30 protein-coding genes are annotated in these 25,719 nt (G+C 55.3%); all 30 read left to right on the top strand.

Features of this window, described 5'->3' with window-relative positions; genetic code table 11:
• Nucleotides 1-29: 29 nt before the first annotated feature.
• Nucleotides 30-503, top strand: coding sequence for an acyltransferase (locus P0119_20055; protein ID MDF0668348.1), 474 nt, complete (start codon nucleotides 30-32; stop codon nucleotides 501-503).
• Nucleotides 475-1,314, top strand: coding sequence for a class I SAM-dependent methyltransferase (locus P0119_20060; protein MDF0668349.1), 840 nt, complete (start codon nucleotides 475-477; stop codon nucleotides 1,312-1,314). Before P0119_20055 ends, P0119_20060 begins: the two co-directional genes overlap by 29 nt.
• Nucleotides 1,307-2,224, top strand: coding sequence for an NAD-dependent epimerase/dehydratase family protein (locus tag P0119_20065; protein MDF0668350.1), 918 nt, complete (start codon nucleotides 1,307-1,309; stop codon nucleotides 2,222-2,224). The genes P0119_20060 and P0119_20065 overlap by 8 nt, the downstream gene beginning before the upstream one ends.
• A complete protein-coding gene (locus tag P0119_20070; GenBank protein ID MDF0668351.1) occupies nucleotides 2,200-3,381 on the top strand; it encodes a glycosyltransferase in 1,182 nt (393 codons plus the stop codon). Before P0119_20065 ends, P0119_20070 begins: the two co-directional genes overlap by 25 nt.
• Complete coding sequence (locus P0119_20075; GenBank protein MDF0668352.1) at nucleotides 3,378-4,280, top strand: glycosyltransferase family 2 protein; 903 nt, start codon at nucleotides 3,378-3,380, stop codon at nucleotides 4,278-4,280. Before P0119_20070 ends, P0119_20075 begins: the two co-directional genes overlap by 4 nt.
• Nucleotides 4,281-4,489: 209 nt before the next feature.
• Entirely contained in the window at nucleotides 4,490-5,371 is an 882-nt protein-coding gene (locus P0119_20080) for a DUF268 domain-containing protein (protein ID MDF0668353.1), read from the top strand.
• Complete coding sequence (locus tag P0119_20085) at nucleotides 5,364-6,107, top strand: class I SAM-dependent methyltransferase (protein MDF0668354.1); 744 nt, start codon at nucleotides 5,364-5,366, stop codon at nucleotides 6,105-6,107. Before P0119_20080 ends, P0119_20085 begins: the two co-directional genes overlap by 8 nt.
• A 4-nt stretch (nucleotides 6,108-6,111) precedes the next feature.
• Nucleotides 6,112-7,314, top strand: coding sequence for a glycosyltransferase (locus P0119_20090; GenBank protein ID MDF0668355.1), 1,203 nt, complete (start codon nucleotides 6,112-6,114; stop codon nucleotides 7,312-7,314).
• A 155-nt stretch (nucleotides 7,315-7,469) separates the two neighbouring features.
• Nucleotides 7,470-8,372 carry a glycosyltransferase family 2 protein gene (locus P0119_20095; GenBank protein MDF0668356.1) on the top strand — a complete coding sequence of 301 codons (903 nt, stop codon included), beginning with the start codon at nucleotides 7,470-7,472 and terminating at the stop codon, nucleotides 8,370-8,372.
• 10 nt (nucleotides 8,373-8,382) lie between these two features.
• A complete protein-coding gene (locus tag P0119_20100; protein ID MDF0668357.1) occupies nucleotides 8,383-9,543 on the top strand; it encodes a glycosyltransferase family 4 protein in 1,161 nt (386 codons plus the stop codon).
• 53 nt (nucleotides 9,544-9,596) lie between these two features.
• Nucleotides 9,597-10,604: an NAD-dependent epimerase/dehydratase family protein gene (locus tag P0119_20105; GenBank protein ID MDF0668358.1), complete on the top strand. Its 1,008-nt coding sequence runs from the start codon at nucleotides 9,597-9,599 to the stop codon at nucleotides 10,602-10,604.
• 214 nt (nucleotides 10,605-10,818) lie between these two features.
• Complete coding sequence (locus tag P0119_20110; GenBank protein MDF0668359.1) at nucleotides 10,819-11,847, top strand: glycosyltransferase family 4 protein; 1,029 nt, start codon at nucleotides 10,819-10,821, stop codon at nucleotides 11,845-11,847.
• Nucleotides 11,828-12,646: a class I SAM-dependent methyltransferase gene (locus tag P0119_20115; GenBank protein ID MDF0668360.1), complete on the top strand. Its 819-nt coding sequence runs from the start codon at nucleotides 11,828-11,830 to the stop codon at nucleotides 12,644-12,646. The genes P0119_20110 and P0119_20115 overlap by 20 nt, the downstream gene beginning before the upstream one ends.
• 20 nt (nucleotides 12,647-12,666) lie before the next feature.
• On the top strand, nucleotides 12,667-13,878 hold the full coding sequence (locus tag P0119_20120) for an O-antigen ligase family protein (protein MDF0668361.1): 1,212 nt from the start codon (nucleotides 12,667-12,669) through the stop codon (nucleotides 13,876-13,878).
• The gene (locus tag P0119_20125) at nucleotides 13,875-14,675 is read left to right on the top strand and encodes a glycosyltransferase family 2 protein (protein MDF0668362.1); all 801 of its coding nucleotides are present in this window, start codon (nucleotides 13,875-13,877) and stop codon (nucleotides 14,673-14,675) included. Before P0119_20120 ends, P0119_20125 begins: the two co-directional genes overlap by 4 nt.
• Nucleotides 14,672-15,487 (top strand): glycosyltransferase family 2 protein, encoded by an 816-nt coding sequence (locus tag P0119_20130; GenBank protein ID MDF0668363.1) that lies wholly within the window; start codon nucleotides 14,672-14,674, stop codon nucleotides 15,485-15,487. Before P0119_20125 ends, P0119_20130 begins: the two co-directional genes overlap by 4 nt.
• 55 nt (nucleotides 15,488-15,542) lie before the next feature.
• Nucleotides 15,543-16,643: a glycosyltransferase family 9 protein gene (locus tag P0119_20135; protein ID MDF0668364.1), complete on the top strand. Its 1,101-nt coding sequence runs from the start codon at nucleotides 15,543-15,545 to the stop codon at nucleotides 16,641-16,643.
• Nucleotides 16,640-18,535, top strand: a complete 1,896-nt coding sequence (locus P0119_20140; protein MDF0668365.1) for a nucleoside-diphosphate sugar epimerase/dehydratase — start codon at nucleotides 16,640-16,642, stop codon at nucleotides 18,533-18,535. The genes P0119_20135 and P0119_20140 overlap by 4 nt, the downstream gene beginning before the upstream one ends.
• Nucleotides 18,536-18,609: 74 nt before the next feature.
• Complete coding sequence (gene rfbB / locus P0119_20145) at nucleotides 18,610-19,671, top strand: dTDP-glucose 4,6-dehydratase (protein ID MDF0668366.1); 1,062 nt, start codon at nucleotides 18,610-18,612, stop codon at nucleotides 19,669-19,671.
• Between the two features lie 5 nt (nucleotides 19,672-19,676).
• Nucleotides 19,677-20,573: a dTDP-4-dehydrorhamnose reductase gene (gene rfbD / locus P0119_20150; protein ID MDF0668367.1), complete on the top strand. Its 897-nt coding sequence runs from the start codon at nucleotides 19,677-19,679 to the stop codon at nucleotides 20,571-20,573.
• Entirely contained in the window at nucleotides 20,570-21,454 is an 885-nt protein-coding gene (rfbA, locus tag P0119_20155; GenBank protein ID MDF0668368.1) for a glucose-1-phosphate thymidylyltransferase RfbA, read from the top strand. Before rfbD ends, rfbA begins: the two co-directional genes overlap by 4 nt.
• An 88-nt stretch (nucleotides 21,455-21,542) precedes the next feature.
• Nucleotides 21,543-22,406 carry an ABC transporter permease gene (locus P0119_20160; protein ID MDF0668369.1) on the top strand — a complete coding sequence of 288 codons (864 nt, stop codon included), beginning with the start codon at nucleotides 21,543-21,545 and terminating at the stop codon, nucleotides 22,404-22,406.
• Nucleotides 22,396-23,046, top strand: coding sequence for an adenylyl-sulfate kinase (gene cysC / locus P0119_20165; GenBank protein ID MDF0668370.1), 651 nt, complete (start codon nucleotides 22,396-22,398; stop codon nucleotides 23,044-23,046). Before P0119_20160 ends, cysC begins: the two co-directional genes overlap by 11 nt.
• Before the next feature lie 43 nt (nucleotides 23,047-23,089).
• Nucleotides 23,090-23,269 (top strand): hypothetical protein, encoded by a 180-nt coding sequence (locus tag P0119_20170; protein MDF0668371.1) that lies wholly within the window; start codon nucleotides 23,090-23,092, stop codon nucleotides 23,267-23,269.
• A 9-nt stretch (nucleotides 23,270-23,278) separates the two neighbouring features.
• Nucleotides 23,279-23,584, top strand: a complete 306-nt coding sequence (locus P0119_20175) for a hypothetical protein (protein MDF0668372.1) — start codon at nucleotides 23,279-23,281, stop codon at nucleotides 23,582-23,584.
• A 2-nt stretch (nucleotides 23,585-23,586) separates the two neighbouring features.
• A complete protein-coding gene (locus tag P0119_20180; protein MDF0668373.1) occupies nucleotides 23,587-23,862 on the top strand; it encodes a hypothetical protein in 276 nt (91 codons plus the stop codon).
• 212 nt (nucleotides 23,863-24,074) lie between these two features.
• Nucleotides 24,075-24,401: a nucleotidyltransferase domain-containing protein gene (locus tag P0119_20185; GenBank protein MDF0668374.1), complete on the top strand. Its 327-nt coding sequence runs from the start codon at nucleotides 24,075-24,077 to the stop codon at nucleotides 24,399-24,401.
• Nucleotides 24,394-24,795, top strand: a complete 402-nt coding sequence (locus tag P0119_20190) for a HEPN domain-containing protein (protein ID MDF0668375.1) — start codon at nucleotides 24,394-24,396, stop codon at nucleotides 24,793-24,795. The genes P0119_20185 and P0119_20190 overlap by 8 nt, the downstream gene beginning before the upstream one ends.
• Before the next feature lie 354 nt (nucleotides 24,796-25,149).
• Entirely contained in the window at nucleotides 25,150-25,377 is a 228-nt protein-coding gene (locus P0119_20195; protein ID MDF0668376.1) for a DUF4258 domain-containing protein, read from the top strand.
• A gap of 17 nt (nucleotides 25,378-25,394) precedes the next feature.
• Nucleotides 25,395-25,619 (top strand): DUF2283 domain-containing protein, encoded by a 225-nt coding sequence (locus tag P0119_20200; protein ID MDF0668377.1) that lies wholly within the window; start codon nucleotides 25,395-25,397, stop codon nucleotides 25,617-25,619.
• Nucleotides 25,620-25,719 lie beyond the last annotated feature (100 nt).

Genomic DNA, 25,719 nt, shown 5'->3' on the forward strand with positions numbered 1-25,719 from the left:
TTTTTCATTCGGAAGCGAAGATCACGAATATGCGTTCCCCTGAACACATACAAATCGGCGCATTCACGCACGTTCGCGGCGAGCTGTTAACCTTCGCTCACGGTGGACAAATCACGATCGGCAACTACTGTTATATCGGCGAACAGAGCAGGCTGTGGTCATCTGCTCACATTCACATCGGCGACCGAGTCTTGATCGCCCATCTTGTCACGATTCTTGATAATCTGACTCATCCAATCTCGGCTCGTGCCCGCCATGATCACTACCGAGCTATCCTCGAAAAAGGACATCCCAAGGTATTGGATCTGGACGAGCAACCGGTGAAGATTTGTGACGATGTGTGGATCGGATGTTCATCTGTCATCCTTAAAGGGGTTATGATTGGGCAAGGTGCCATAATAGGAGCGGGTAGTGTCGTAACAACCTCTATTCCTCCCTGGACGATCTGTGCCGGAAATCCGGCACGAGTCATTCGTGAACTCACACAAGCAGAACGTGCCTGAATTGTCATCGTGGGAGGAGGCCGTTCTCCGGCTTCGTCACCAACCCGATCAGTGGGCACTTGTGCGGGCGTGCTTCTACGACGATCCACTGGTAGAAGCGGCACAACGTTACCATGCAAGTACGGAATGGCGAGCAGTGTGTCCCTATCTTCCGAAGGAGCAGGGTCAGGCGCTCGACCTTGGCGCCGGCCGGGGCATCGCTTCCTATGCATTGGCACGCGACGGATGGCGAGTAACCGCCGTGGAACCTGATCCGAGCGCTGTTGTCGGTGCCGAGGCCATCAGAAAATTGGCTAAGGAGACTGGTCTTCCTATCGAAGTGGTAGCTCAGTATGGCGAAGCGCTTCCCTTCCCAGATCACTGCTTCGATCTTGTTCATTGTCGCGCCGTGCTCCATCATGCGCGCAATCTTTCAGCACTGTGCCGAGAAGTCAGTCGGGTGCTCAAACCAGGGGGGATTTCCATTGCTACGAGAGAACATGTGATTTCCCGGAAAGCCGATCTCCCCGCATTTCTCGAGTCTCATCCTCTCCATCGCTTGTACGGCGGCGAGCACGCCTATCTCCTCAGCGAATATCAGGCGGCGATCCAAGCTGCAGGTCTCAAGATGACTCACGTGTTAAATCCCTATGCGTCCGACATCAATTTGTTTCCCGATTCGCGCGCTGAATTGAAGCGACGAATTGCGGACCGACTGTATTTGCCCTGGGCGACACTTGTCCCCGGATTCATGATCGACTGGCTTGGGAAGCGCCTCGACCAGCCGGGCCGCCACTTTTCATTCGTCGCCGAGAAGCCGTTGGATGCCTAGCAAGGTTCTCGTCACCGGTGCGGCCGGATTTATTGGTCGGCATGTCGCCAGGCGGTTTTCAGAGGCCGGATGGTCCGTCATCGGATTGGGCCATGGCACATGGTCTTTCGAGGAAGCCCGGTCATGGGGTATAGAGGAGTGGCATGCAGCCGACATCTCGTTCGATGCGCTCTCGGCGTTGGTAGCGGTGCCCGATGCCCTCGTCCATTGTGCGGGCAGTGGGACCGTCGGGTATTCGTTGAGCCATCCGTATCAAGATTTTCAACGAAGTGCAGGGACTGCAGCGGCAGTCTTGGAATACGTGAGACTGCGCGCACCGCTCACGCGCCTCGTTCTATTGTCAAGCGCAGCCGTTTACGGGCAAGGAGGGACAGAGGCTGTTCGAGAAGATGGTCCATTAAATCCAGTGTCCCCATACGGTGTTCACAAGATGTTCGGGGAAATGTTGTGCCGGATGTATGGAGCGCAGTATGGAGTTTCTTCTGCGGTGGTACGATTCTTCTCCGTGTACGGGGACAACTTACGGAAGCAGTTGTTGTGGGATGCGTGCAATAGAGCTGCAAGTGGAGATCTGACTTTTGCCGGGTCGGGGGAGGAGACGCGCGATTGGCTTCACGTCATGGATGCGGCTGAGTTACTGTTCACTGCAGTCGAGTATGCATCATCGCTTTCTCCGGTGGTCAATGGAGGTACGGGCGATTCCCCAACGATCGCCGAGGTGTTGGAAGTGCTGTTTTATGGCCTTGGTATCCATGAGAAACCGGTCTTTTCCGGAATGGCTCGACAGGGAGATCCGCTCCACTATCGGGCTGATGTGGACGCGGCACGGCGGTGGGGTTGGCGTTCGAAGGTTGGCTGGCGGGACGGCGTGCGAGCGTACGCCCAATGGTTCAAGGCTCGACGTTTGTGATTCGTGTCGGCCTTATCCTGACGTTTGACGGAACAACATGGTTGGGGGGAGTCAGTTACTTCCGAAACCTACTCCGTGCGTTGAGAGACTTGCCGCATCCTCGCATTGAACCGATCATCTTCTGCGGTGAACGCACGGAGGAGAGCGTGTTGGCGCAGTTTCCTGCTCAAACCACAGTACGCTCATCGTTGCTGGATGTGGGCAGTTCGTCATGGAATGCACGTCGTATCAGCGCCAAGCTGTGCGGAAGAGACCTATTGCTGGAAGGTCTGCTCCAGCGTCATGGCATCCAGGTGCTCTCCCACCAAGGATTTTTCGGTGGTTTGAGGCGGATTCCGGCGCTCGGCTGGATACCGGATTTTCAGGAGCGACACCTTCCTGAATTTTTCTCCCCAACGGAGATCAGAGCCAGGGTCAGAAAACGCAACCTATTCTGCCGCGTATGTCCCGTCGTTATTCTCTCAAGCCAGGATGCCCGACAAGATCTGGAAGCCCTCGATCGGCGATGTGCAAGCAAGGCAAAGATCCTTCACTTCGTCGCTGATGCCAGGGCTCCTTCCGAGGAGGTGACATGTGCCACGACGAGGCGGCTGGGGGTTACCCAGCCCTATTTTCATTTGCCGAACCAGTTCTGGAATCATAAGAATCACTTGCTGGTGGTGGAGGCCCTCCGACTCTTGCAGGAGCGAGGCGTGAAGGCACGAGTCGTCGCCACCGGCAACACCTCCGACTACCGTCAGCCGGCCTACTTCAATGCGCTCATGCAACGGGTACGCGACGGGGGTGTCGAGGGGTGTTTCGCCATGCTGGGTACGGTGGCGTACGAAGATCTGTACGCTCTTATGGTAGGTTCGGTGGCGGTCATCAATCCGTCCCGGTTTGAAGGCTGGAGCACCACGGTTGAGGAGGCGAAATCGCTCGGTAAGATGGTCCTGTTGTCGGATCTTGGCGTGCATCGGGAACAGGCTCCAAAACGAAGCTGGTACTTTTCGCCGGACAAGGCCGAAGAACTGGCAGCCGGTATGGCTGCGACGCTGGAGTCCTACGATTCCGGCGTTGAGCGCGAGGCGATTCGGGAAGCCCAGGCCTCTTTGCCGGAACGCCGTCGCGCATTCGCCATGGCCTATGAGAACATCGTCCTAGAGGCTGCGGTATGAACCGGTTCCCTCGGTTGTCCGTCACGGTGGTAACACCGAATCTCAACCTTGGTCTATATCTGTCGCAAACCGTGGAGTCGGTCCTGCGCAATCTCGATCCCGGTGACGAATACTTCATCATCGACGGTGGCTCAACGGATGGGAGCGTCGACATCATCCGGCAGTACGAATCTCGACTGACCGGTTGGGTCAGTGAGTCGGATAAAGGCTATGCGGACGCATTGGCGAAGGGGTTCGCCCGGGCGACAGGCGGCATTCTGTGCTGGCTCAACTCCGGCGATCTGCTTTTGTCGGGAGCACTGGATACGGCTCGGCGAGTACTGACTGACACCGGAGCCGATATGATTTTTGGGGACGATTTCTACATCGATGAGGCAGGGTACGTGATTTGTTTCAGCAGGGGATATGTAAAAGCTCTTCAAACCCCCATGTTATACGGAGGATGGACACCGCTCCAAGACGCGTGTTTTTGGCGGCGAGAGTTGTATGAGCGCATCGGTAGGATAAATCCCGCTGTTCGGTATGCGGCGGACTTCGACCTGTTTCTTCGAATGGCGCTTCATGGAACATGCCGATACGTTCCTCTGACCTTCAGCGCCTTTCGCCGTCATGCCGGCCAGAAGTCGATCGCTGGGTCTGATGGCTATCGGAGGGAACGGGAGGATCTCCGTCGCGCGGTGCTTGATGGATTGCCAGGGTCCAAATTGGGAAGAGCTTTTCGTTGCGCTTGGCACGAAGCCGCGATCCGGTGGCGAGTGCATGTCTCACAGCGACGTTGGAGACGAGATGATCTGGTTGGGCAGCCCGTTGAGATGTTGCCATGCCTCCAATATTGGCCGTTGGAAGCCGGCCCAAACCGGCCTCGGCAAAAGAAAATGACGCGCTGCGCAGACTTATGACAGGCTTCCTTTCTCATCATCGAACCAGAAGGGCGATGCCTGGTATTGGGATCTCAAGCCGGACTATCGTCCCGATGAGGTGTTTGAGCTGTGACGAACGAATCCTTGGCCAAGAGCTATGCGTAATCAAGACGTGGTTCCCCGACATGCGAGCGACTGATTGGTTTCGAGCCTGTCCGCATCGCTGTACATTCGAGGTCTCATGAGCCATGCCGCCATGGCCAAGCAGTTTGAGCACGCAAGCCCGTTTTTCCATGATGTCTTCAAATACTGGAGTATCACCCATCGGGTATGCCCTTAGCAAATCTTCATCTCTCACCGCCGTCGTGAGACATCAGTTCCGCAACAGTGCGATTGTCCGGTGGGGTACAGCGTTCTTGGGCCCCCACTTCTTTACCAGCCTTGGAGCATTGCCTCGCTATCTTGTGGAATGGAAAATCTATAATAAGAAGGCCGCCACACAACTGATTGCTTTCCGAGATTCTTACCCATGCCTTGCTGATCGTGTCGTGGCCACGCCGTTTGATCCGCACTATTTCTTTCAGGCCGCGTGGCTCGCGCGGCGGTTACATGAGAAGAAGCCCTCTCTCCATGTCGATGTCGGCTCAAGTGTCATGATGATGAACGTGTTAAGTGCCGGTGCGAAGACCGTGTTTGTTGACTATCGGCCTCTTCGAGTCCAGCTCTCAAACTTCCTTCCGCTTGGTGGGGATATTATTCGGTTGCCCTTCCACACCGGGAGCATCACGTCATTGTCGTGCCTTCATGTCCTCGAACATGTCGGACTTGGTCGGTATGGGGACCCCATCAATCCGGCTGGGAGCCTTCTAGCCGCTACCGAACTACAGCGTGTGTTGGAGCCTGGCGGAACGCTGTTTCTATCGGTGCCGCTCGGACGCGAGCGGGTTTGTTTCAATGCGCATCGAGTATTCTCGCCTAGCACGGTCGGCGGGTTCTTCCAGGAGCTTCAGCTCAAGGCTTTCTCCCTTGTGGACGATGCCGGACAGTTCAACGAGAAGGTTGCACCGGAAGCTGCCGCCGATCTCGACTATGGGTGCGGCCTTTTTGAGTTCGTGAAGGTACGTGAGTAACGGGTTACGCGCTTGGCTGGCTCAGAGTGAACTGTTCGCCTATAACGTGGTGCGGCGCGATCGTTGGATTGCGCAACAGGCGTCGCTGGTGCCGAGCGGGACAAGAGTGCTGGATGTCGGTGCCGGCTCCTGTCCCTATCGAGCGTTGTTCGCACACTGCGACTACCGCACGCAGGACCTCGCTCCGCTGCGGGGTGACCAGCTGAGACATGGCGGCTATGGAGTACTCGACTTCGTGTCGGATGTGACCGCCATCCCGGTACCCGACGGCACCTTTGGAGTTGCGCTTTGTACAGAGGTGCTGGAGCATCATCCCGAGCCCATCCGGGTAGTCTACGAATTAGCGAGGATTCTTCAGCCGGGAGGAATGCTCATTCTCACCGCGCCGCTTGGATCAGGAATTCATCAAGAGCCCTACCATTACTACGGCGGCTATACACCCTGGTGGTACGAACGCTTTCTCAAGGCGGCCGGATTCGAGGAAATCAACATTGAACCGAACGAGGGCTCGTTTCGATTCTTCGGGCAGGAATCCGTAAGGTTTATTCAAACGACCGGTCCATTGAGCCCGCTTCCAGTGGGCATTCGGCTGCTCTGGCTTCCGATGTGGATTCTGTTGTTTCCTGTCCTTGGCTTGATCGTTCCCCTGTGCTGCAAATGGCTGGATAAGTTCGACCGCGAGAGGCGTTTTACAGTCGGCTACCATGTCACGGCGCGACGGGCTTGGTCGGCGTAATGTCATGAAGATATTATGCGTATTGGGAGAGCATGCCTACGGCGACCCCTCACGCGGAGAAGGCCCAGAATACGCGAACTTTCTCCCTGGTTTGCGGCGTTTGGGGCATCAAGTGCATTTCTTCGAGTCCTTGTCCCGCACTCCCCACGATGATTTTTCTCGGTTGAATCAAGCATTGTTGAAACGTGTGGAGGAGACGAGCCCGGATGTCCTTTTCTGCGTTCTGATGCATTATGAGGTTTGGACCGAGACCATCCGAATCATCCGGAACAGCGGAGCCTGGGTCGTCAATTGGTCGACTGATGATTCCTGGAAATATCGGATGTTCTCCAAGCTGATCGGTTCGGAATTCGATCTCTTCGTGACGACCTACCGGCAGATGATCGAACGCTACCATCAGGACGGTATCGATTCGGTCTGCCTCTCTCAGTGGGCAGCCAATGCCGATACCCTGATGCTCCCCCTGCCTGCTGCTGCCTGCCGATATCCTGTGAGCTTTGTCGGCGCAGCATACGGGAATCGTCGAGCCATGATCGCCAGGCTTCGTCACGAAGGGATCGAGGTCGCCTGTTTCGGCCATGGATGGCCGGAAGGTCCCGTTGAGACCAAGCGCATGGGAGAAATTATTCGTCAATCGCAGGTTAGCCTTAATTTCAGCGACGGAGCCCACGGTCGTTCGGATCCTGCAAGGCGACAGATCAAGGCGCGTATCTTCGAGGTGCCGGGATATGGAGGCTGTCTTTTGACTGAGAAGACTCCGAACCTCGATCAGTACTTCCACATCGGGGAAGAAGTTCTGACCTTCGAAGGCGCCGACGAGGTGGTCGAACAGGTCAAATCGCTGCTCGCTCATCCTGAGCGGCGAGATGAGATTGCGCGACGCGGCTTTGACCGAGTGCGACGCGACCATACGTATGGGAGGCGCTTTGAAGGAATATTGGCTGAACTTAACGAACGGGCGGCACGACGACCTCATCAGCCGATCGACTGGGCGACGTTTGAGGCTGCGGCCGATCACCACCGACGAAGTCCTGCGCTTAAGCTGATCCGAGCTTTTTTGATCAGTGTCGCGTCTGTGATGTTTGGCAAGCGACGGGGTCCGCGCGCCGCACGTCGGCTGACCTTCGAACTCTCCTGGCGTTTGCGAGGAGCCTGGACCTACAGCGCCGCTGGTTGGCCGGGGCGGATGTTTTACAGGGAAAGTTAACAGGATGTTGAAAAAGTTCTCCAGCTTTGTTCTCGTATCGCTCAAGGCCTCAATGTACCGACCACGTACGCCTCGGCCTTTCGCTCACTGCGGCCTCGCTGGAAGACCTTTTTGAACATCCTGCAACAACGCAATTTGTCAACTGTCTATCATAAATGAATGCGAGCCCTCTGGTCACTGTTGCGATGTCGGCGTACAACGCGTCCGGGACGATTGATCTTGCGTTGCGGTCCATTCTGGCCCAAACGTATCAAGACTGGGAATTGATCGTCGTCGATGATGGCTCGACCGATCGGACCGCAGAGAGCATATTGCATGTGAAGGATTCCCGAATCCGATTCATTCAAGAGCCGTTAGGGAATCTGGGGCTCGCCGCACGGTTGAATCAATGTGTGCATCTAGCTAGGGGACGGTATGTCGCCAGGATGGATGCCGACGATGTAGCGTATCCACAGCGTCTTGAACGGCAGGTTCAGTTCCTTGAAGAACATCGCGGGATCGATCTGCTGGGAACCGGTGCTATGATTTTCAAGGGGGAAGGCGAGGTCATCGGGTGCTACCCGACGGCAAGCTCACACGAAGCCATTTGCCGACGACCATGGTGGGGGTTCCCGCTTGCCCATCCGACATGGATGGGCAAACGGACCTGGTTCTTATCTCATCCCTATTCCGATGAAGATACCCGGTGCGAAGATCAAGCGCTCCTTCTTCAAAGTTTTTCTTACAGTCGCTTTGCGGCGTTGGAGGAAATCCTCTTGGGCTACCGTCTGGACAACATTTCGGCCAGAAAATTGGGGCGAGGTCGATTGAACTATTGTCGCCGGCTTTTACGGCGAGTGGACGATATCCCTTCCGCGATGATTTCTGTGCAAGGAGTGTTAGTTCATAGCCTCGGGTTTGGACGGGACGTTCTGCTCGATTTCGCAGGAACGCTGAACCGATGGTCACGGAGCTCATTTCAGGTTGCCAACGACAGGGTTCTGAAGGAGTGGCAGGTAGTGTGGAAGCACATTATTTCACAGGAGACGGACTGCAGTATGATGTCCGTCAAGAGTTGATTGGTCGGGTGTGAGTTTGCGGATACGTTCGACTCCGAAAATTTTGTTTCTAGTCACCGAGGACTGGTATTTTCGCCTCCACTGGATGGGACTTGCTCAAGCTGCGCGAGATGCAGGGTTTGAAGTGTTGCTTGCCATGCGTGTTCAAGAACACGGTTCAGAGATCCGCGGACAAGGTTTCAAACTTTTCCCCGTCAACATTCTTCGCCGGAGTATAAACCCTATTCGAGAGTTTCTCACCCTTGTGGAGCTGGCTCGGCTCTACCGGGCTGAAAAACCCGATCTTGTCTATCATATCGCCATCAAGCCGATTCTCTATGGATCCATAGCCGCTCGTCTTGGAGGCGTTCCTTTCGTGATGAATGTTTTTGCAGGATTAGGGTATGCATATACGAACGAAGAGTTGAGAGCGAGACTGCTCCGTCTGTTCCTAAGGTTCGGGTTGAGCGTGGCCTGCAGATATGCCGGCGCAATTGCCGTATTTCAGAATGACGAGGATCAGGTCGAACTCGTGCGTGATCGCATTGTGCGGCAAAGTCAAACTCGAATCATTCGAGGGACGGGCGTCGATACTGATAGATTTAGGCCGACTTCCGAAGAGAGCCCAGAACCGATCATTCTCTTGCCCTGTCGGATGTTGTGGGATAAGGGCGTTGGTGAATTCGTCGAAGCTGCACGGTTGATAGGGCGGATGAAATCCCCTGCTCGTTTTGTGCTTGTTGGGCGATGTGACGAAAGCAATCCGGCGAGCATTCAGTCGGAGCAATTACATCAATGGCAGGAAGAAGGGGTGATAGAGTGGTGGGGACACAGGAGTGATATGCCGGTGGTGTTTGGAAATGCCGCCGTTGTCGTATTGCCCTCCTATCGCGAGGGATTACCTGTGAGTCTGTTAGAGGCGGCTGCATGTGGCAAACCTATTATTGCTACCGATGTTCCGGGTTGTCGTGAAGTCGTCCGCGATCGTGTCAACGGCCTTCTCATCCCTCCAAAGAATGCCATTGCGTTAGCAGATGCAATCATATTGTTATTGGAAAATGCTGAATTGAGGCATGAGTTGGGCGGTCGAGGGAGGGAGATTGTGGTGAAGGAATTTTCCTCGACAATAGTGATTCAACAAACCTTGGCTCTGTATCACGAGCTGCTCAAAAGAGCTGCGCCTGATTCTTGATGGGGGTCTATCTGCCTAAAATGCCAGGGGTTGATCGGACTGTTTGACGTAGCATGCGGGTTCTGGTGACAGGCGCCTCGGGGTTTTTAGGATCGGCTCTTGTTCCGGAGCTCTGTCAATCGGGATGCCAAGTACGTGCGGTCGTTCGCGAACCGAACCGAAACCTCGCGTTCCCCTCGAGGGGCGAGACGATAGCCGCCGACATCTGTCATTCATTACAAACCGAAGAAATGGCGAGAGACTGCGACGCCATCGTGCATCTGGCGGCGAAGGTCCATGCCATCGATGATTCCGGAGCCGAGACGGACTATGAAGCCGTCAACGTCCAAGGCACGAGACATATCCTTGATGCAGCCGTGAAATCCGGAGTCAATCGCATCGTATTTGTAAGTTCGGTCAAAGTGTTCGGCGAGGAGACGAGGAGGTGCGTCGATGAAACGCAGGTTCCCGATCCCCAGACTGCCTACAGTCGATCAAAATGGCGGGCGGAGCAACTAGTTTCGGAGTACGCTGAGCGATATGGCCTCACGGCTGTTTCGCTCCGGCTTCCGATGGTCTATGGTCCGACCAAGAAAGGCAACCTGTATCGAATGATGGAAGCGATCGATCAGGGGCGGTTTCCGGCCTTGCCTCGCCTCTCGGCGGTCCGGAGTCTTTTGCATGTCGAGAATTTTGTGCAGGCGGTGTTGCTGTGCCTTCGTGTGCCGTGTTTTAATCGAGCCGCGTATATCGTGACCGATACCGAGCCGTATTGCGTGACCGACATCTATGATTGCTTGCGGGCCGGATTAGGGAAGCCTCATCCCCGATGGCGAGTACCGCTCTGGATGCTCAAAAGCGGTGCGCGGTGCGGCGATGGGCTTCGATTCATCGGTGGCCCGCAGGTTCCCTTGACGACGGAACAACTGACCAAGCTTATCGGCTGTGCCTGGTATAGCTCAGCGGCCATCGAGCGAGAATTGGATTATCGAGCGACGTACTCCTTCGAGAAAGCGGTCCCTGAGCTGATTGCGTTTTATCGCGAAGCTGCGGGTCCGGCTTGCCGAAAGCGCTCGGGTTGATCCGGACCGACCTGATGAACCATACACGTTGGTTTCTGCTTGTTTCTTCCAGAGGCAAGCGTTAGCAGCTCACGACACCACCATGCCGATCATCATCCTCGCCCTTCCTGCAGTTTTGGCTTTTGTTTCCGCTTGGTGGATCACAAGAAAGTTGTGCTCACCGAATTCGTTCCTCTCAATACTCGCTCATCCCAACGAACGGACAATGCATTCCATGCCGACCCCCCAGACCGGTGGGTTAGCCGTCATTGCCGGTGTGGTGATCAGTCTCGTTCTGGCTGCCAGTGTGTTGGCGATTCTCCAACCCTCGAAGCCTATATTGCCGAAAGGCTTGGCGTCAGGGAGTGTGTGGATTGTGATTTCGATGCTCCTCATCTTTGTCGTCTCCTTCATCGATGACTGTATAGGTCTTCCTGCAAGGCTGCGTCTGGGTGTTCAAGCGCTCTCCGCTTTCATCATCATTGGGGGTATCGGCTTGACTTTGTCTTCCATCCCAATACCAGGAGGACCGAATATCCCGCTTGGGATAGCCGCAATTCCGGTCAGTGTCCTTGTCCTCCTCTGGATGGCGAACCTCTATAACTTTATGGACGGTATGGACGGCTTCGCAGGCGGAATGACGTTTTTTGGGTTCGGATTTCTCGCATATTTCGGGTGGCAGGCCCATTTTCCGGTCATGCTCATCATCGCTACGTTCGTTGCGATGGGCGCGCTGGGATTTCTCACCCATAATTTCCCACCTGCACGTATATTCATGGGCGATGCGGGGAGCATTACCATTGGATTCTTGGCAGGGACATTGATGATCCTTGGAGTTCGCGACGGAATATTCGAGTTGTGGGTCCCGGTCATGATCTTCTCCCCATTCATTGTGGACGCGACGGTGACTCTGATCCGACGGGTGCTCCGTCGCGAAAATATCTGGCAAGCTCACCGGGAGCATTATTATCAGCGATTGGTCTTGAGCGGATGGAGCCATCGTCGGACCGTGCTTGCAGAGTATGGAGTCATGGTTCTGTGCGGAGGACTGGCCGTTTTGTATCACCACTCGACGGACAAAGTGCGACTCATTATCCTTGCTGTATGGGTCGGCATGTTTTTTCTGTTCCGAAGCTTGGTTGGCAAGTTGGAAGGGAATGGGAAGATCGCCGGCTCCCTTCGAGATCCTGTTCCATCCGGCAGAGACGCTGAAGCGCCGGTTGTGTCGGTTCAAGACCCTCCACATGTCGTCGTCAAGACATAGCGTGACCGGGCTCAATTCTGCCTCCTCCCAACAGAGGAATCCAAGCGACTTATTGGGTCTTGCTGTTCGGCTACGCGATGAAGGCCGCCTTTTTCGTCGCGGTAATTCCGAAATGGAGGATTTGTTCAAGGGCAGCATCGATCGGTTCTGCGAAATCGCGGCCCGGCTGAGCGGAGCCAAGCGGGTGCTTGATGTCGGGTCCGGACAAGGTTTATTGCTCTTGTTTCTGGCCGAACTGGGTCATGAGTGTCATGGGCTCGATGTGAAGGATCAGCCTTCGATTTACCCTGATACGTATGGGAAAGGCATCACGTTTCAGGTTTGCAATGTGGAAGCCGATGCGATTCCCTATCCTGATGCATCGTTCGATGCCGTGGTGTGCTGCCAGGTGCTTGAACATTTTTCACATTCTCATCTGCCGGCGGTCCGTGAAATGAGGCGAGTGTTGCGGCCGGGAGGAGTCCTGGAGGTCGACGTGCCCAACGTTGCCAGCTTTAGAAACCGGAGTCGTCTGTTGCGAGGAAAGCATATTACCTACGACTATGCCGATCACTATCTCCATGCGACCCCGATTCTCTACAAAGGGATGTCGTATTATCCTCTCCGACACAATCGCGAGTTTACCCGGGGTGAGTTGGAGTTGCTGCTGGACTCGGCGGGGTTCGAAAGATATGAGGTGTCCTTCCTCAAGTCCAGGCGGTACCGCGAGGGGATGGAGCGGATGAAATCAGTGGGGACGGCGATGAAAGACATGATTCCGTCCCTTCGGAAATCCTTGATCGCGTTCGCCTACAAGTGATGAGTTGGACGAAGGACAGGATGCAGATGGAGGCGAGGCGAGCGGCGGGCTGGACGACGACCGCGCTCGGGTTCACCATTCCGATGTGGGTTGTTGCCGACAGCATCCTGATCGGGCTCCTCATTGTCTGTTGGACAGCCAGCGGCGAATGGCGAGAAAAGCTTCGTCGAATCACTGCGAACCCTGTGGCGGTGAGCGTGCTCTTGTTGTTTGGATGGCTGCTGCTGGGAACCCTGTGGGGTGGGGGATCTTTACAGGAACGAGCCCTGTCGATCAAGAAATATGCGGACCTCTTACTCATCCCTGTGCTGATTTCGATGGCGATTGATGTTCAGGAGCGAAATCGCGCGATCCTGGCGCTCGCGGCCTCGTTGGTCGTGACGTTGGTGTTGTCCCTTGTCTTGAGCATGGGAACCCTTCTCCCCACCAGCGGAGCCCTTAATTGCGACCCGTCCAATCCCTGTGTTTTCAAAAAACACACCACCCATAACGTGCTGATGGCGTTCGGCGCGTTACTCTTTGCCGTGTTGGCCTGGCAGTCTCAAGACAGACGAGTGCGATGGGGGTGGAGTCTTGTCTCGCTTTTGGCTGTCGGGAATGTTTTGTTGATGGTCCAGGGCCGAACGGGGTATGTGGTGCTGGCCGGACTTGCCATCCTGGCCTTTCATTCGACCTTGGGGTGGCGAGGAATACTCGCAGCGATTGTGGTACTCACCGTATCATTTTCGACCGCGTACCAGGCTTCGTCTTCATTCCACGAACGAGTGAATCTTGCCGTTTCCGGTGTCACACAGTGGAATCCAAAGGTGGCTGTAGTCGATGATGCTGTAGGTTGGCGATTGGAATATTTCTATCACACAGCCGAGATCATTCAGGACCACCCACTGATCGGAGTAGGTACGGGAGGGTTTGTTCAAGCGTACCGATCGCGTACGGAACAAGCCGGTCTGGATGTTCCGCCCCATCCCCACAATCAATACCTGTTTATCTTGGTGCAAGTCGGTATAGTCGGGCTCGGTTTACTGCTCTGGTTGTTCGTGCAACAGTGGAGATGGACCGCTCTTAACCGTGATGCAGCGTACGGATTGCTTGCCAAAGGGGTAGTGGTGACTATAGCGGTCGGAAGTTTCTTCAACCCCTTTCTCGTGGACCATACTGAAAAACTGTTTTACTGTTTGTTTTCCGGTCTCATGTATTCCAGGACCGATCCCCAACTCGATATGAGGACATGAGGATTTCGACTTATATCATTGCCTTCAACGAGGCGAAGAAAATCGCCGATACCATCAACAGTGTGCTGTGGGCCGACGAAATCATTGTGGCCGATTCCGCCAGTACCGATGAAACGGCTCGGATCGCGCAGGACTTGGGAGCCCGTGTCGTCCAGATCCCGTTCCAGGGATTCGGCCATCTGCGGAATCAAGCCATCAATGCCTGTACGCATGAATGGATTTTCAGTCTCGACACGGACGAGCAGTGCACGCCGGAGGTCCGTGATGAAATCCTCATGATTCTTGCCGGAACTCCCGCTCATGACGCATATCTTGTGCCGAGACAGAATTACTTCATGGGACGTTGGATCGAACATTCCGGCTGGTATCCGAATTTCCGACAGCCTCAATTGTTTCGAAAGGGGTCTATGAAATACGCGGAATCTCCCGTCCATGAAGGGTACGAAGTATTGACTGCCAAGCCGGTCGGTCGGTTGGAGCATGCGATTTGGCAGATTCCGTTCAGGGACTTCGAAGAGGTCGTCAAGAAGGCCAACCGGTATTCGTCGCTCGGGGCGCTGAAGTTGGCCGATCAAAAGGTGTCGATGGGGACCGCGTTGTTTCATGGCATCTGGTCGTTCCTCAAACATTATGTGGCAAAGCGGGGGTTTCTGGATGGCTGGGCCGGGTTTGTCATTGCCTTCGGAAATTTCGAAGGAACGTTTTATCGCTATGCCAAGCGGTTTGAACAGCAAGAGGGGTGGCCGCTTCCTAAACAAGTGCCTCTTCAACGCCATGGCAACTCACGATCGAAATGAAAACAGCGGTGATCGTGACGACATACAATCGCCCTGATGCACTGGCAGCTGTACTGGAAGGTTACAGTAGTCAAAGCGATCACGATTTCGGGCTTGTGGTCGCGGATGACGGGTCGAAGGAGGAGACGGCTGAGGTCGTGAAGCAATATGCACGGCGCACGCCGTTTCCGCTGACGCATGTGTGGCACGAAGACCGGGGATTTCGAGCGGCCGCCATCCGCAATCGAGCCGTCGCGTCGACGGATGCCGACTATGTGGTGTTCACAGATGGCGACTGTGTTCCTTCGCGTCATTTCGTGCGTGTCCATAAGCAGCTCGCCGAACCAGGCTACTTTCTCGGATCGAATCGTGTGTTGCTCTCGGCCGGGTTGACGAGCCATGTGTTGGGTCAGCGGCTGCCGATTCACGCCTGGAGTGGTATCGATTGGATACAATCCTGGTCTCGGCGCGAAGTCAATCGGCTGCTTCCCCTGATCACACTGCCCGATGCTCCGTTCCGAAAATGGATGCCGGATCGTTGGAGAGGGATCAAGACCTGCAATCTCTCCATATGGAGGACCGACTTGATCCGTGTGAACGGACTGGACGAGTCCTACGAAGGGTGGGGGTTGGAGGATTCAGACTTGATCATTCGGCTTCGCCGTGCCGGAGTCAAGCATAAGAATGCTCGCATGGCTGCGACGGTGTTTCATTTATGGCATCCTGAACAGGATCGCATGAGGCTACCCGACAATCAGCAACGCCTGGATGATCTTTTGCGGTCGACCAAGGTTCGAGCCGCCATTGGACTCGACCACTATGGTGGTCGCTGATGCCGACAGGCCATCGTCTCGATGACAAAATCCGGATTGCGAAATGAAGGGCGAAATGCATAGTGCATTGGTGGTGTGCACGCGTCGGATCGGAGATGTGCTGTTGGCCACGCCGGTCGTTCGTTCGCTCAAGGCGGCGTTGCCCCATCTGATGATCGATATGCTCGTGTTCGAAGGGACTCAGGATATCGTATCGTCTAATCGTGATATCCGACGAATCTGGACCATTCCTGAACATCCTCCGATCGGGACTCATCTGAGATTGCTCCGTTCGATCTGGCGCCGCTATGATGTCGCCCTTTCAGTCTTAGCCGGCGATCGCCCCACCTTTCACGCGTGGGTCGCCGGCCGATATCGCGTGGGAACGTTGTTACCGGACGGCAAGTCGTGGTGGAAACGGACCCTGCTCCATGAATGGATTCCGTTCGATAACTTGTCTACTCATACGGTCGTGATGAATCTGCGGTTGCTTGCACCGTTAGGAGTCAAACCGCTAGGGACACCGGTTGTCAGTTGGAAAAACGAGGATGAAGCAACCGTTCATCGCCGGTTTCCCGGGGTAGAGACTCATCGGCGATATGCCGTTCTGCATGTCTCGCCGAAGTTTGTCTACAAAACCTGGTCGGTGGCCGGTTGGGTCGCGCTTGGACGGTGGCTAGTCGATCAGGGGCTTGTGGTCGTGGTGGCAGGAGGGGCGTCGGATCAACGAGCCTACAGCGAACAAGTGGTCGAGGGTCTCCGGGATGCGGTGAATCTTGTCGGTCATCTGACCTTGCCGGCGCTCGGGTATCTGCTCAGCCGCGCAGCTCTGTATGTCGGAACGGATACCGCCGTGAGTCATATGGCAGCAGCCATCGGTGCACCGACCGTCGTCCTGTTTGGGCCATCGAACCCGGTGAAGTGGGGGCCCTGGCCGAAGAACTTCCCTGTCACAGCACAGAGTCCGTGGAAAACCCATGGATCGCAACGGCTGGAGAATGTCTACTTGCTTCAAGGAGAAGGAGACTGCGTGCCTTGCTTGGGCGAGGGCTGCGATCGCCATATCAATAGTTTGAGCAAGTGTCTGCAAGAGTTGTCCGTGAATCGTGTCATTCAGGTCGTCGAAATACTGTTGGCGGAGCGTGAGTCCTTCGTTCGGACATCAGGATTCGCATGAAACAGGCCGTAGCCAAATTATTTCACTCCATCGCCGGTCGGTATGGGAGCCGGGTGCTCGATCATCGCTCGATTCTCGTTATCGGCGCGCAGCTGGTTCTGATCCTGACGGCCAATGTGACCGCCTTTGCGCTGCGCTTTGAGGGCGATATTCCTCACGAATATCGGCAGATCATGTGGGATCATCTGCCCGCCCTTTTGCTGATATTCGGTGCCGGTCTATGGGCATTTGGGGTTCATCGAGGGCTTTGGAGATATGTCGGTCTTCACGATCTGGGCAAGATCCTTTTGGCCTCTCTGACCAGCGCAGCGGTATTTTACGGAGTGATCCATCTTATCGGAGGTATTACCCAGTATCCTCGATCCGTGATCATCTTGACCGGGCTGTTGAATGGATTGTATTTGGCGGGCATCCGATTAGCCGTGCGGGGGTTCCGTGAGTGGCTCCAGGTCGTCGGTCCTCGTGCACGACGCGTGTTGATCGTCGGTGCCGGAAATGCGGGCGAGCTGTTGGTCAGGGACATGTTGTCCGATGCAAATTATGACTGCCGTCCGGTGGGGTTCGTGGACGACGATCCTATCAAGCGTAAAAAAAGGATCCATGGAATCCCGGTTGTAGGGACCATTGCCGATACCAAGCAGGCAGCCGATAGGCTGGATGCCCAAGAAATCATCGTCGCCATTCCATCGGCTTCGACGGCGGTGAAACAGAAAATTCTGGCGGCTTCAGAAGGGTGCAGCGTGCCGATTAAAACCTTGCCCGATATCAAGCAACTCTTGGTCGATCCCATCTCTCTGCAGCAAGTACGGCCGATGAAACTGGAAGATTTGCTGCAGCGCGAACCGATCCAAACGGATCGTCAGGAACTGCGCCCTCTCATCGCTGGAAAGGCGGCATTGGTGACCGGAGCGGGGGGGTCGATCGGATCGGAATTGTGCCGGCAGATCGCGCGATACAAACCGGCATGTCTGGTGTTGTTCGAACGGTATGAAAATGCCCTCCATTCGCTCCTGCTCGAGTTGAGAGAGGAACATCCTGAGGCGATGATCCTCCCCGTCATCGGAGATGTTACGGTGCCGGACCGAGTATCGGAGGTGTTCAATCAGACGCGTCCGGATATCGTGTTCCATGCTGCTGCGCACAAACATGTTCCGCTTATGGAGCTGAACCCGAAGGAAGCGATCCGGAACAATATCCTTGGGACTCGTGTGGTCGCCGAAGTCGCCTTGCAAACCGGCGTTGACCGATTTGTGCTGATCTCTACGGATAAGGCCGTCAATCCGTCGAGCGTCATGGGTGTCACCAAGAGAATTGCGGAGCATTTGGTGCAGGAGTTCAATCACACCGGTCTCACGAAGTTTACGGTCGTGCGGTTCGGCAATGTGTTGGGCAGCAATGGGAGCGTGGTGCCCCTGTTCTCCGAACAGATCCGGAAGGGTGGTCCGGTGACCGTGACCCATCCGGAGGTCAAGCGGTTCTTTATGACGATTCCGGAGGCCGTGCAGCTGGTTCTCCAAGCGAGCGTGATGGGACGGAGAGGAGAAGTCTTCGTCCTCGATATGGGGGAACAGATCAAAGTCGCCGATCTGGCCAGAAACATGATCGTGCTGGCCGGCCTCGTTCCAGGGAAGGACGTCGACATAGTCTTTACCGGACTGCGGCCGGGAGAAAAATTGTACGAGGAGCTGTTTGAGGACTGTGAACGGGTCGAGCCGACCGTCCATCCGAAAATTCATCGCGCCATTGGATCTCCTGTTCCCGTCAGCGAGCTGAGTGAATGGCTGGAGTCGTTGGAGACTACTCTTTCGAAGCTGGACGAAGAAGAGCTGCTTCAAGATCTTAAGCGACTTGTTCCAAGTTTTCACCCTGTCCTATCTCAACGGATGGCCTGACAGCATGTTGACAGAGCCCACCATCGTCGGTCGCGCATCGTTCACATGCAACATACAAGCATCCCAATAGAGGCATGAGCATTCTGGTCACCGGCGGTGCCGGGTTTATCGGTGCCAACTTCGTTCTTGACTGGCTGGCGCAACACGAGGAGCGCCTGATCAATCTCGACAAGCTCACCTATGCGGGCAATCTGGACAATCTTGCCGGCCTACAAGGGGATACGAGGCATCTGTTCGTGCGAGGCGATATCGGAGATACGGCGCTCGTCGATCGACTGCTGGCCGAGCACCGTCCTCGTGCGGTGGTCAATTTCGCGGCTGAGAGTCATGTCGATCGCTCCATTCACGGTCCCGGCGAATTCATCCAGACCAACATCGTCGGCACCTTTCACTTGCTTGAATCCCTGCGGGCCTATTGGCAAGCGCTGGACGGCGAGGCCAAAGAGGGCTTCCGTTTTCTACACGTGTCCACCGACGAAGTGTACGGCTCGTTAACGAGAGAGGCTCCATCCTTCAGCGAAACGAGTCGCTACGAGCCCAACAGTCCCTATTCGGCCAGTAAGGCGGCCAGCGATCATCTGGTGCGCGCCTACCACCATACCTATGGGTTGCCGGTTCTTACGACCAATTGTTCAAATAATTACGGTCCCTATCACTTTCCCGAAAAACTCATTCCACTCTGTATCCTGAATGCGTTGGCAGGCAAACCGCTTCCTCTGTATGGCGACGGCCGGCAAGTGCGAGACTGGCTGTACGTCAAGGACCACTGCAGTGCCATCCGGCTCGTGCTCGAAAGCGGGCGCGTGGGCGAAACGTATAACATCGGCGGCTGGAACGAAAAAGCCAATCTCGATGTTGTGCAAACCCTCTGCGATATCCTAGACGGACTCCGCCCACGTTCCGATGCCAAGAGGTATGCCGACCAGATCACCTTCGTCAAAGATCGTCCCGGTCACGACCGCCGCTATGCCATCGACGCGAGCAAACTCGAACGGGAACTAGGGTGGAAGCCCCAAGAAACATTTGAAACAGGCATCCGCAAGACGGTTGCTTGGTATCTGGATAACCAGAGTTGGGTTGCCAACGTCACCAGCGGTACCTACCGCAATTGGATCGACAAGCAATACGGCACCTGAGTGCGATGAGGATACTGTTAACCGGCAAGCAGGGTCAGGTCGGTTTTGAGTTGCAACGTGCATTGGCTCCCTTGGGTGAGATCGTCGCTGTGGGTTACGCTGAGTGTGATTTGTCCGACGCCTCTGCGATCTCCGGTTTGGTACGATCGGTTAAACCAGGCCTGGTGATCAATCCTGGAGCCTACACTGCCGTGGACAAGGCAGAAGCAGAGCCCGAGCTGGCTCACGCCGTCAATACTGTCGCGCCGGGTGTCCTTGGAGAAGAAGCGGCGAAGCTGGGTGCATGGGTGGTGCATTATTCAACCGACTATGTGTTCGATGGCACCAAGCTAGGTGCCTATACAGAAGAGGACCTGACGAACCCCCTCAATGTCTATGGGCGCACCAAAAGGGACGGCGAGATCGCGCTGGAAGCAACCGGCGCGCGGCATCTGATCCTTCGCACGAGTTGGGTGGTCGGAGCCCAGGGGAAAAACTTTGCGAAAACGATCCTGCGATTGGCTCGTGAACGAGAAAGTTTGAACGTCGTGGCGGATCAATATGGGGTGCCGACATCTGCGGCCTTGCTCGCGGACGTGACGGCGCAGTTGGTTAGGCAGAGACAGCGTGAGGGGGCTGAAAACTTTCCCTTCGGCCTGTATCATCTCGTGCCAGGTGGGGAGACAAACTGGTGTGAGTATGCGCGGGTGGTCCTGTCGGAGGCCAAGGCTCTTGGCAAGTCGCTCAAACTTTCACCGGATTCGATCTGTGCGATTGCCTCGTCGGAATATTTCACCGCCGCGAAGCGTCCTACCAATTCACGGTTGGATACCACGAAGCTACGCCGTTGCTTTGGCCTGGAATTGCCTGAGTGGCAAAGCGGCGTCCGGCACATTCTTCAACAGATTCTGACTGACTCATGAGCACACGCAAAGGCATCATCCTCGCCGGTGGCTCCGGCACTCGTCTGTATCCGGTGACGCAAGCGGTCTCCAAGCAGTTGCTCCCGGTCTTCGACAAACCGATGATCTACTATCCGCTCAGTGCGCTCATGTTAGCGGGGATCCGGGATATCCTCATCATCTCCACACCTCAGGACACCCCACGCTTCGAGCAGCTGCTGGGGAGCGGTAATCAGTGGGGGCTGGATATCCAGTATGCCGTACAGCCCTCGCCCGATGGGCTGGCACAGGCGTTTCTGATCGGCGGGTCGTTCATCGGGAACAATCCCTCTGCCTTGGTGCTGGGCGATAACATCTTTTATGGCCATGATTTTCACAATCTGCTCGGCAACGCCATGCTGCGCACGAAAGGGGCGACGGTCTTTGCCTACCATGTGCATGACCCGGAGCGGTACGGTGTGGTCGAATTTGATGCAAAGGGCAACGTCCTCTCGTTGGAAGAAAAGCCGAGGCAGCCCAAGTCGCACTATGCCGTGACCGGACTCTATTTTTACGACCATCAGGTGGTTGAGTTTGCCAAGAGCCTCAGACCTTCCCGACGCGGTGAACTGGAAATTACGGACCTAAATCGCTTGTATCTGGAACAAGGCACACTCAAAGTCGAAATCATGGGGCGTGGGTATGCCTGGCTGGACACTGGCACGCATGAATCGCTCCTCGATGCGAGCCAGTTCATCGCCACACTAGAAAACAGGCAAGGATTGAAGGTGGCATGTCCCGAAGAGATCGCCTACAGACAGCGATGGATCGATGCCACTCAGCTTGAAAGACTCGCCAAGCCGCTGGACAAAACCGGTTACGGGCGGTATCTGTGTCGCCTGCTGGAAGAAAACGTCTTTTAATGAAGGCCACGCTGCTCGATCCGACAATTGCAGGGCAAGGTGGTGCGTCTCGTGAAGGGGCTGTCTTGTTAGAAGCGGAGTGTTTCGAGTGACCAGCGCAACCAGGTCCTTATCTCAGAGCGTCAATCCTCATGCCGCGCACGCGGTATCGATTGCGGCCTTGCTGCGGAGCCTCTGGAGGAACCGAGGGCTTATTGTACAGATGACCAGGCGCGAGGTGATCGGTCGCTATAAAGGATCAATGATGGGTCTGGGGTGGTCATTCCTTCATCCCGTGTTTATGCTGACTGTCTACACCTTTGTATTTTCCGTGGTGTTCAAGGCCCGCTGGGGCGGAGGAGAGGATGAAACCAGAACGCAGTTTGCCCTTGTGCTGTTTGTCGGCATGATCGTGCACGGTTTGTTTGCAGAGGTCTTGAATCGAGCGCCGGCGCTTATTTATTCTAACGTCAATTACGTCAAGAAAGTTGTGTTTCCATTGGAGATATTGCCGGTCGTGACCATGGGGGCGGCATTGTTTCACAGTCTTATCAGTGTTGGAATCTGGCTGGCAGCGTTTGCCCTATTGAATGGGTACGTGCAATGGACCGCAGTGTTCGCTCCATTCGTATTGATGCTACTGATCATCATAACGCTTGGCCTGGCCTGGATGCTGGCATCCTTGGGAGTGTTTGTGCGGGATGTGGGGCAAACGATCGGCATCATGACGACTGTCATGTTGTTTCTTTCGCCTGTCTTTTACCCTGTGACCGCCCTTCCGGAGGCGGTTCGACCCTGGCTACTGGCTAATCCGCTTACCTTCATCATCGAGCAAGCGCGAGCAGTCTTGATCTGGGGGCGCATGCCGAACTGGCTGGGATTGGGAGAGTACGCACTCGTCGCAATTGCCGTTGCTTGGGCCGGTTATGCGTGGTTCCAAAAAACACGCAATGGATTTGCCGATGTCCTCTGAGGACCTCAAGCCGGCCGGGGTCATTTGGCACAATGGGCATGTCCAAACCGAAGATCGTAGCCACCTGCTTGGGCAGCGACCGACCACAATCTGGCTGACCGGTTTAAGTGCCTCGGGCAAATCCACCTTGGCGTTTGCGTTAGAGCGTCGGCTGGTCGATATCGGTCATGCCTGCTATGTGTTGGATGGCGACAATATCCGGCATGGCTTGAACAAGGATCTGAGGTTTTCCCATCAGGACCGAACCGAAAATATCAGACGTATCGCAGAAGTGGCGCGATTGATGAACGACGCAGGTTTAATCGTCATAACGGCATTTATCTCACCATATCGTGATGACCGCCGATTAGCGCGAGAGATTGTCGGAACAGAGCGTTTTGTGGAAGTCTATCTCAGCACGCCCATTGAAACATGTGAAGCGCGAGATCCTAAAGGCATGTATAAGAGGGCGCGGGCGGGCCAACTATCAGGATTTACGGGCGTGAATGATCCATATGAATCGCCAGGAACGCCTGATCTGACAATTGACACGTCGATCGCCTCACCCTCAGAGTGTGTGGAGAAGGTGCTGGCCGAAGTAGTTACGCGCATTGCGGTAGCCAAAGGCGAGAAGCAACCCACGGTCAAAGACTCCCAATGAGTGGTGGCTGAGGATTTCCTGCTATTGGGTTCACTGAACGGTGATGGCGTATCCACTGCCAGGAAAGGTGACGGTCGAACAGCGGGATCGGCTGATCCGGCAACTGAGAGATCTGCTCGGGAACAGGCCGGAGATTCTCCTTGCCTTGCTGCACGGGTCGTTTCTTGCAGGCGGCCTGTTCCGGGATGTGGACCGAAGAGAGAGACGGAGCGCGACTTACTGAGGAGTCGTTGTGAAGGTTGTTGAATTTGTCATCCTCTTAAGCCAACAGGATCGCTTTCGTCACAGGCATGTCCGGCTTGCGGGTCGTGTGACTGAATTCGTCATTCAGTACGAAGTAAGGCAGGGAGAAGAATGGGTGCTCGTTGTGCGCTATGATACCGCGCATGGATTTGCCCATCGCGATTTGTTTTCATCAAAAGAGAATGTCGTGAAAACACCATTAGGCATGAAAGATTTAAACACGGCACTTACGTTCGCTGAATCTGACTTGAAAGCAAACTGGAAGTGGTATCGTCGGCGCTATTGGGAGGAATAACGATGGAACCGGATGTAGTTGCGCGGAATATGACGTTGAGCTTCGAATTTAGCCGCTATCTGATCGACCACCCGGAAGTCGAGGCCCAAGTTCCTGAAGGGGCGTGTGTTGTCCTTCTTCCGGAGGATGATCCGGAGTTGTGTGAGTACAATCGGCGGATCTGTGAAGAAAGACGGGAGGCAGACCAGCTGATTGTGTATATTCGACTGAGCTCGCTGCTGCCGGAACAACGGTCGAGGATAGCCGGGATCCGAATCGAACCAACGCCCGTGCATTGAACGGTTTTCCCTTCTCCAGAGGAAAGAAGTGCAGCGATCAGGCCCGCCTTGCAGAGAAGATCGAGCACGTGGAGCGCAAATTAGGCGCCATGATCCAATTTTCCTATGTGGAACTTGATCGTCGCATCCCAGGTACCTGTTGTTCTTCCCGTTGCAGCGGGTGATGGAGAGGGCCACGGGTGAGGAGGGAGGATGAACGCCCGAGGCATGCGATGCAAACAGTCAAGGACGACATCGTCCTGAATGAATTCTTGGAGAGGATCACCCCGGTCCGTGCTCGCATCCAACGACTCATCCTGTTTGGGTCGCGCGCAAGAGGGACCCATCGACCCGACTCGGATTACGATCTCCTTCTGGTCGTGTCGCGAAAAGACGATGCGCTGCTCGACCTTCTGTACGAAGCCGTGATGGACGTCCTGCTGGCGCACGGGCGCCTAGTGTCGTTGAAAGTGTTTCCCGAACAGGAATTTGCCAGACTGCAGGCCTTGCAGACGCCCTTTATGGAGCATGTGAATCGAGAGGGAATCCTCATTGGATAAGGCGCAACAGGAGTTAATCAGGGGCTATTCGGCCAAAGCGCGCGAGAAGGCCCGGGTTGCCCGCGACCTCTATGCCAAGGGAGAATGGGACGACGCGATATCACGGGCGTACTATGCCGCATACCATGCGGCGCAAGCCGCCCTGCTGACCGAGGGGCAACGCGGCGACACCCACAAAGGCGTCGTGATGCTCTTCGGGCTCCTGCTGGTGAAAACCGGAAAACTGGACAAGAAGTGGGGTAAGTGCTTGTCCAATCTGAAGGATGACCTCGAGGCCGGAGACTACGACGCACTGTCCTACTTGGATGAAGACACGGCACGCCGCGCGGTTCACGAAGCTGAGGCGTTTGTCGAGGCGGTTGAGCAGTACCTGAGGGGGATTGTGACAAGCTGAGAGCATTTGGCTGTTCACGACCGGCGACTCATTCTCGGCGATTGTATGAGAAGCCTTTGTGAATAAGGCGGCTGAGTCCCGGGCCGAAGGCGAAGCGGGAGAAAGTGGAAGAAGTCCTCCAAATTTCGATCAAGGCCCTCACGGGTGCGTGGCTGATTCGGGAATTGGCTGACTGATTTCCGTCACGCCGCTTGATGCGGTGAAGTCTATCCGGCCATATGGCCACCTCAGAACTACATCCGCGAATTCTGGACGCTTGTGTGGAACTAATGGAACCAGCGCATGGAAATCGCTCTCGTCTTCGCTTAGGTTTGGAAGGGGTGCAAGATTGATCTCGTTGGCCACGGAGTTGGCGTGAGAAAGCCTTTGCGGTATGATCGGCATGCACGGAGGCGCATGAAATGGCGGAAAATCTCCGAGCAAGAGGTCGAAGCAGTTCTGTCGGTCCCCGATAAAGTGGAGCAGACCGAAAGAGAGCGGATGAACGCATTCAGGCGAATCGGCAGCCGCTATCTAAAAGTTACCTATAGAGAGTTTGCGGATGAGATCCTTATCATCAGTGCTGTAGACAAAAGCGACTAGCAAAGGGTGGAAACAACATGAAGATCGAATATAGCAAGACAGCCGATGCGCTCTACGTCTATTTCAAGCAAGGTGAAGTGGCGAAGAGCAAGGAAGTGGAGGAAGGAGTGGTTGTGGATCTGGATGCTCAAGGCCATATCATTGGGATCGAGGTGCTGGATGCAAGTTCCCGCATCGGTATTCAGGACCTTGTCAATGTCACCATAGAGAATCTTCCTCTTGAGATGGTCGCCGAGGGCTGAGGATTCCTTTCTGCTTTCGTAAGTGGTTGTCTCGGCGAGGTCTACCGAGACTCGATTGACCGAGAGCCGTTGTTTGGATTCTCACTCTGGCACCCCCCTG

The organism is Nitrospira sp. (genome assembly GCA_029194665.1).
Classification (GTDB): domain Bacteria; phylum Nitrospirota; class Nitrospiria; order Nitrospirales; family Nitrospiraceae; genus Nitrospira_D.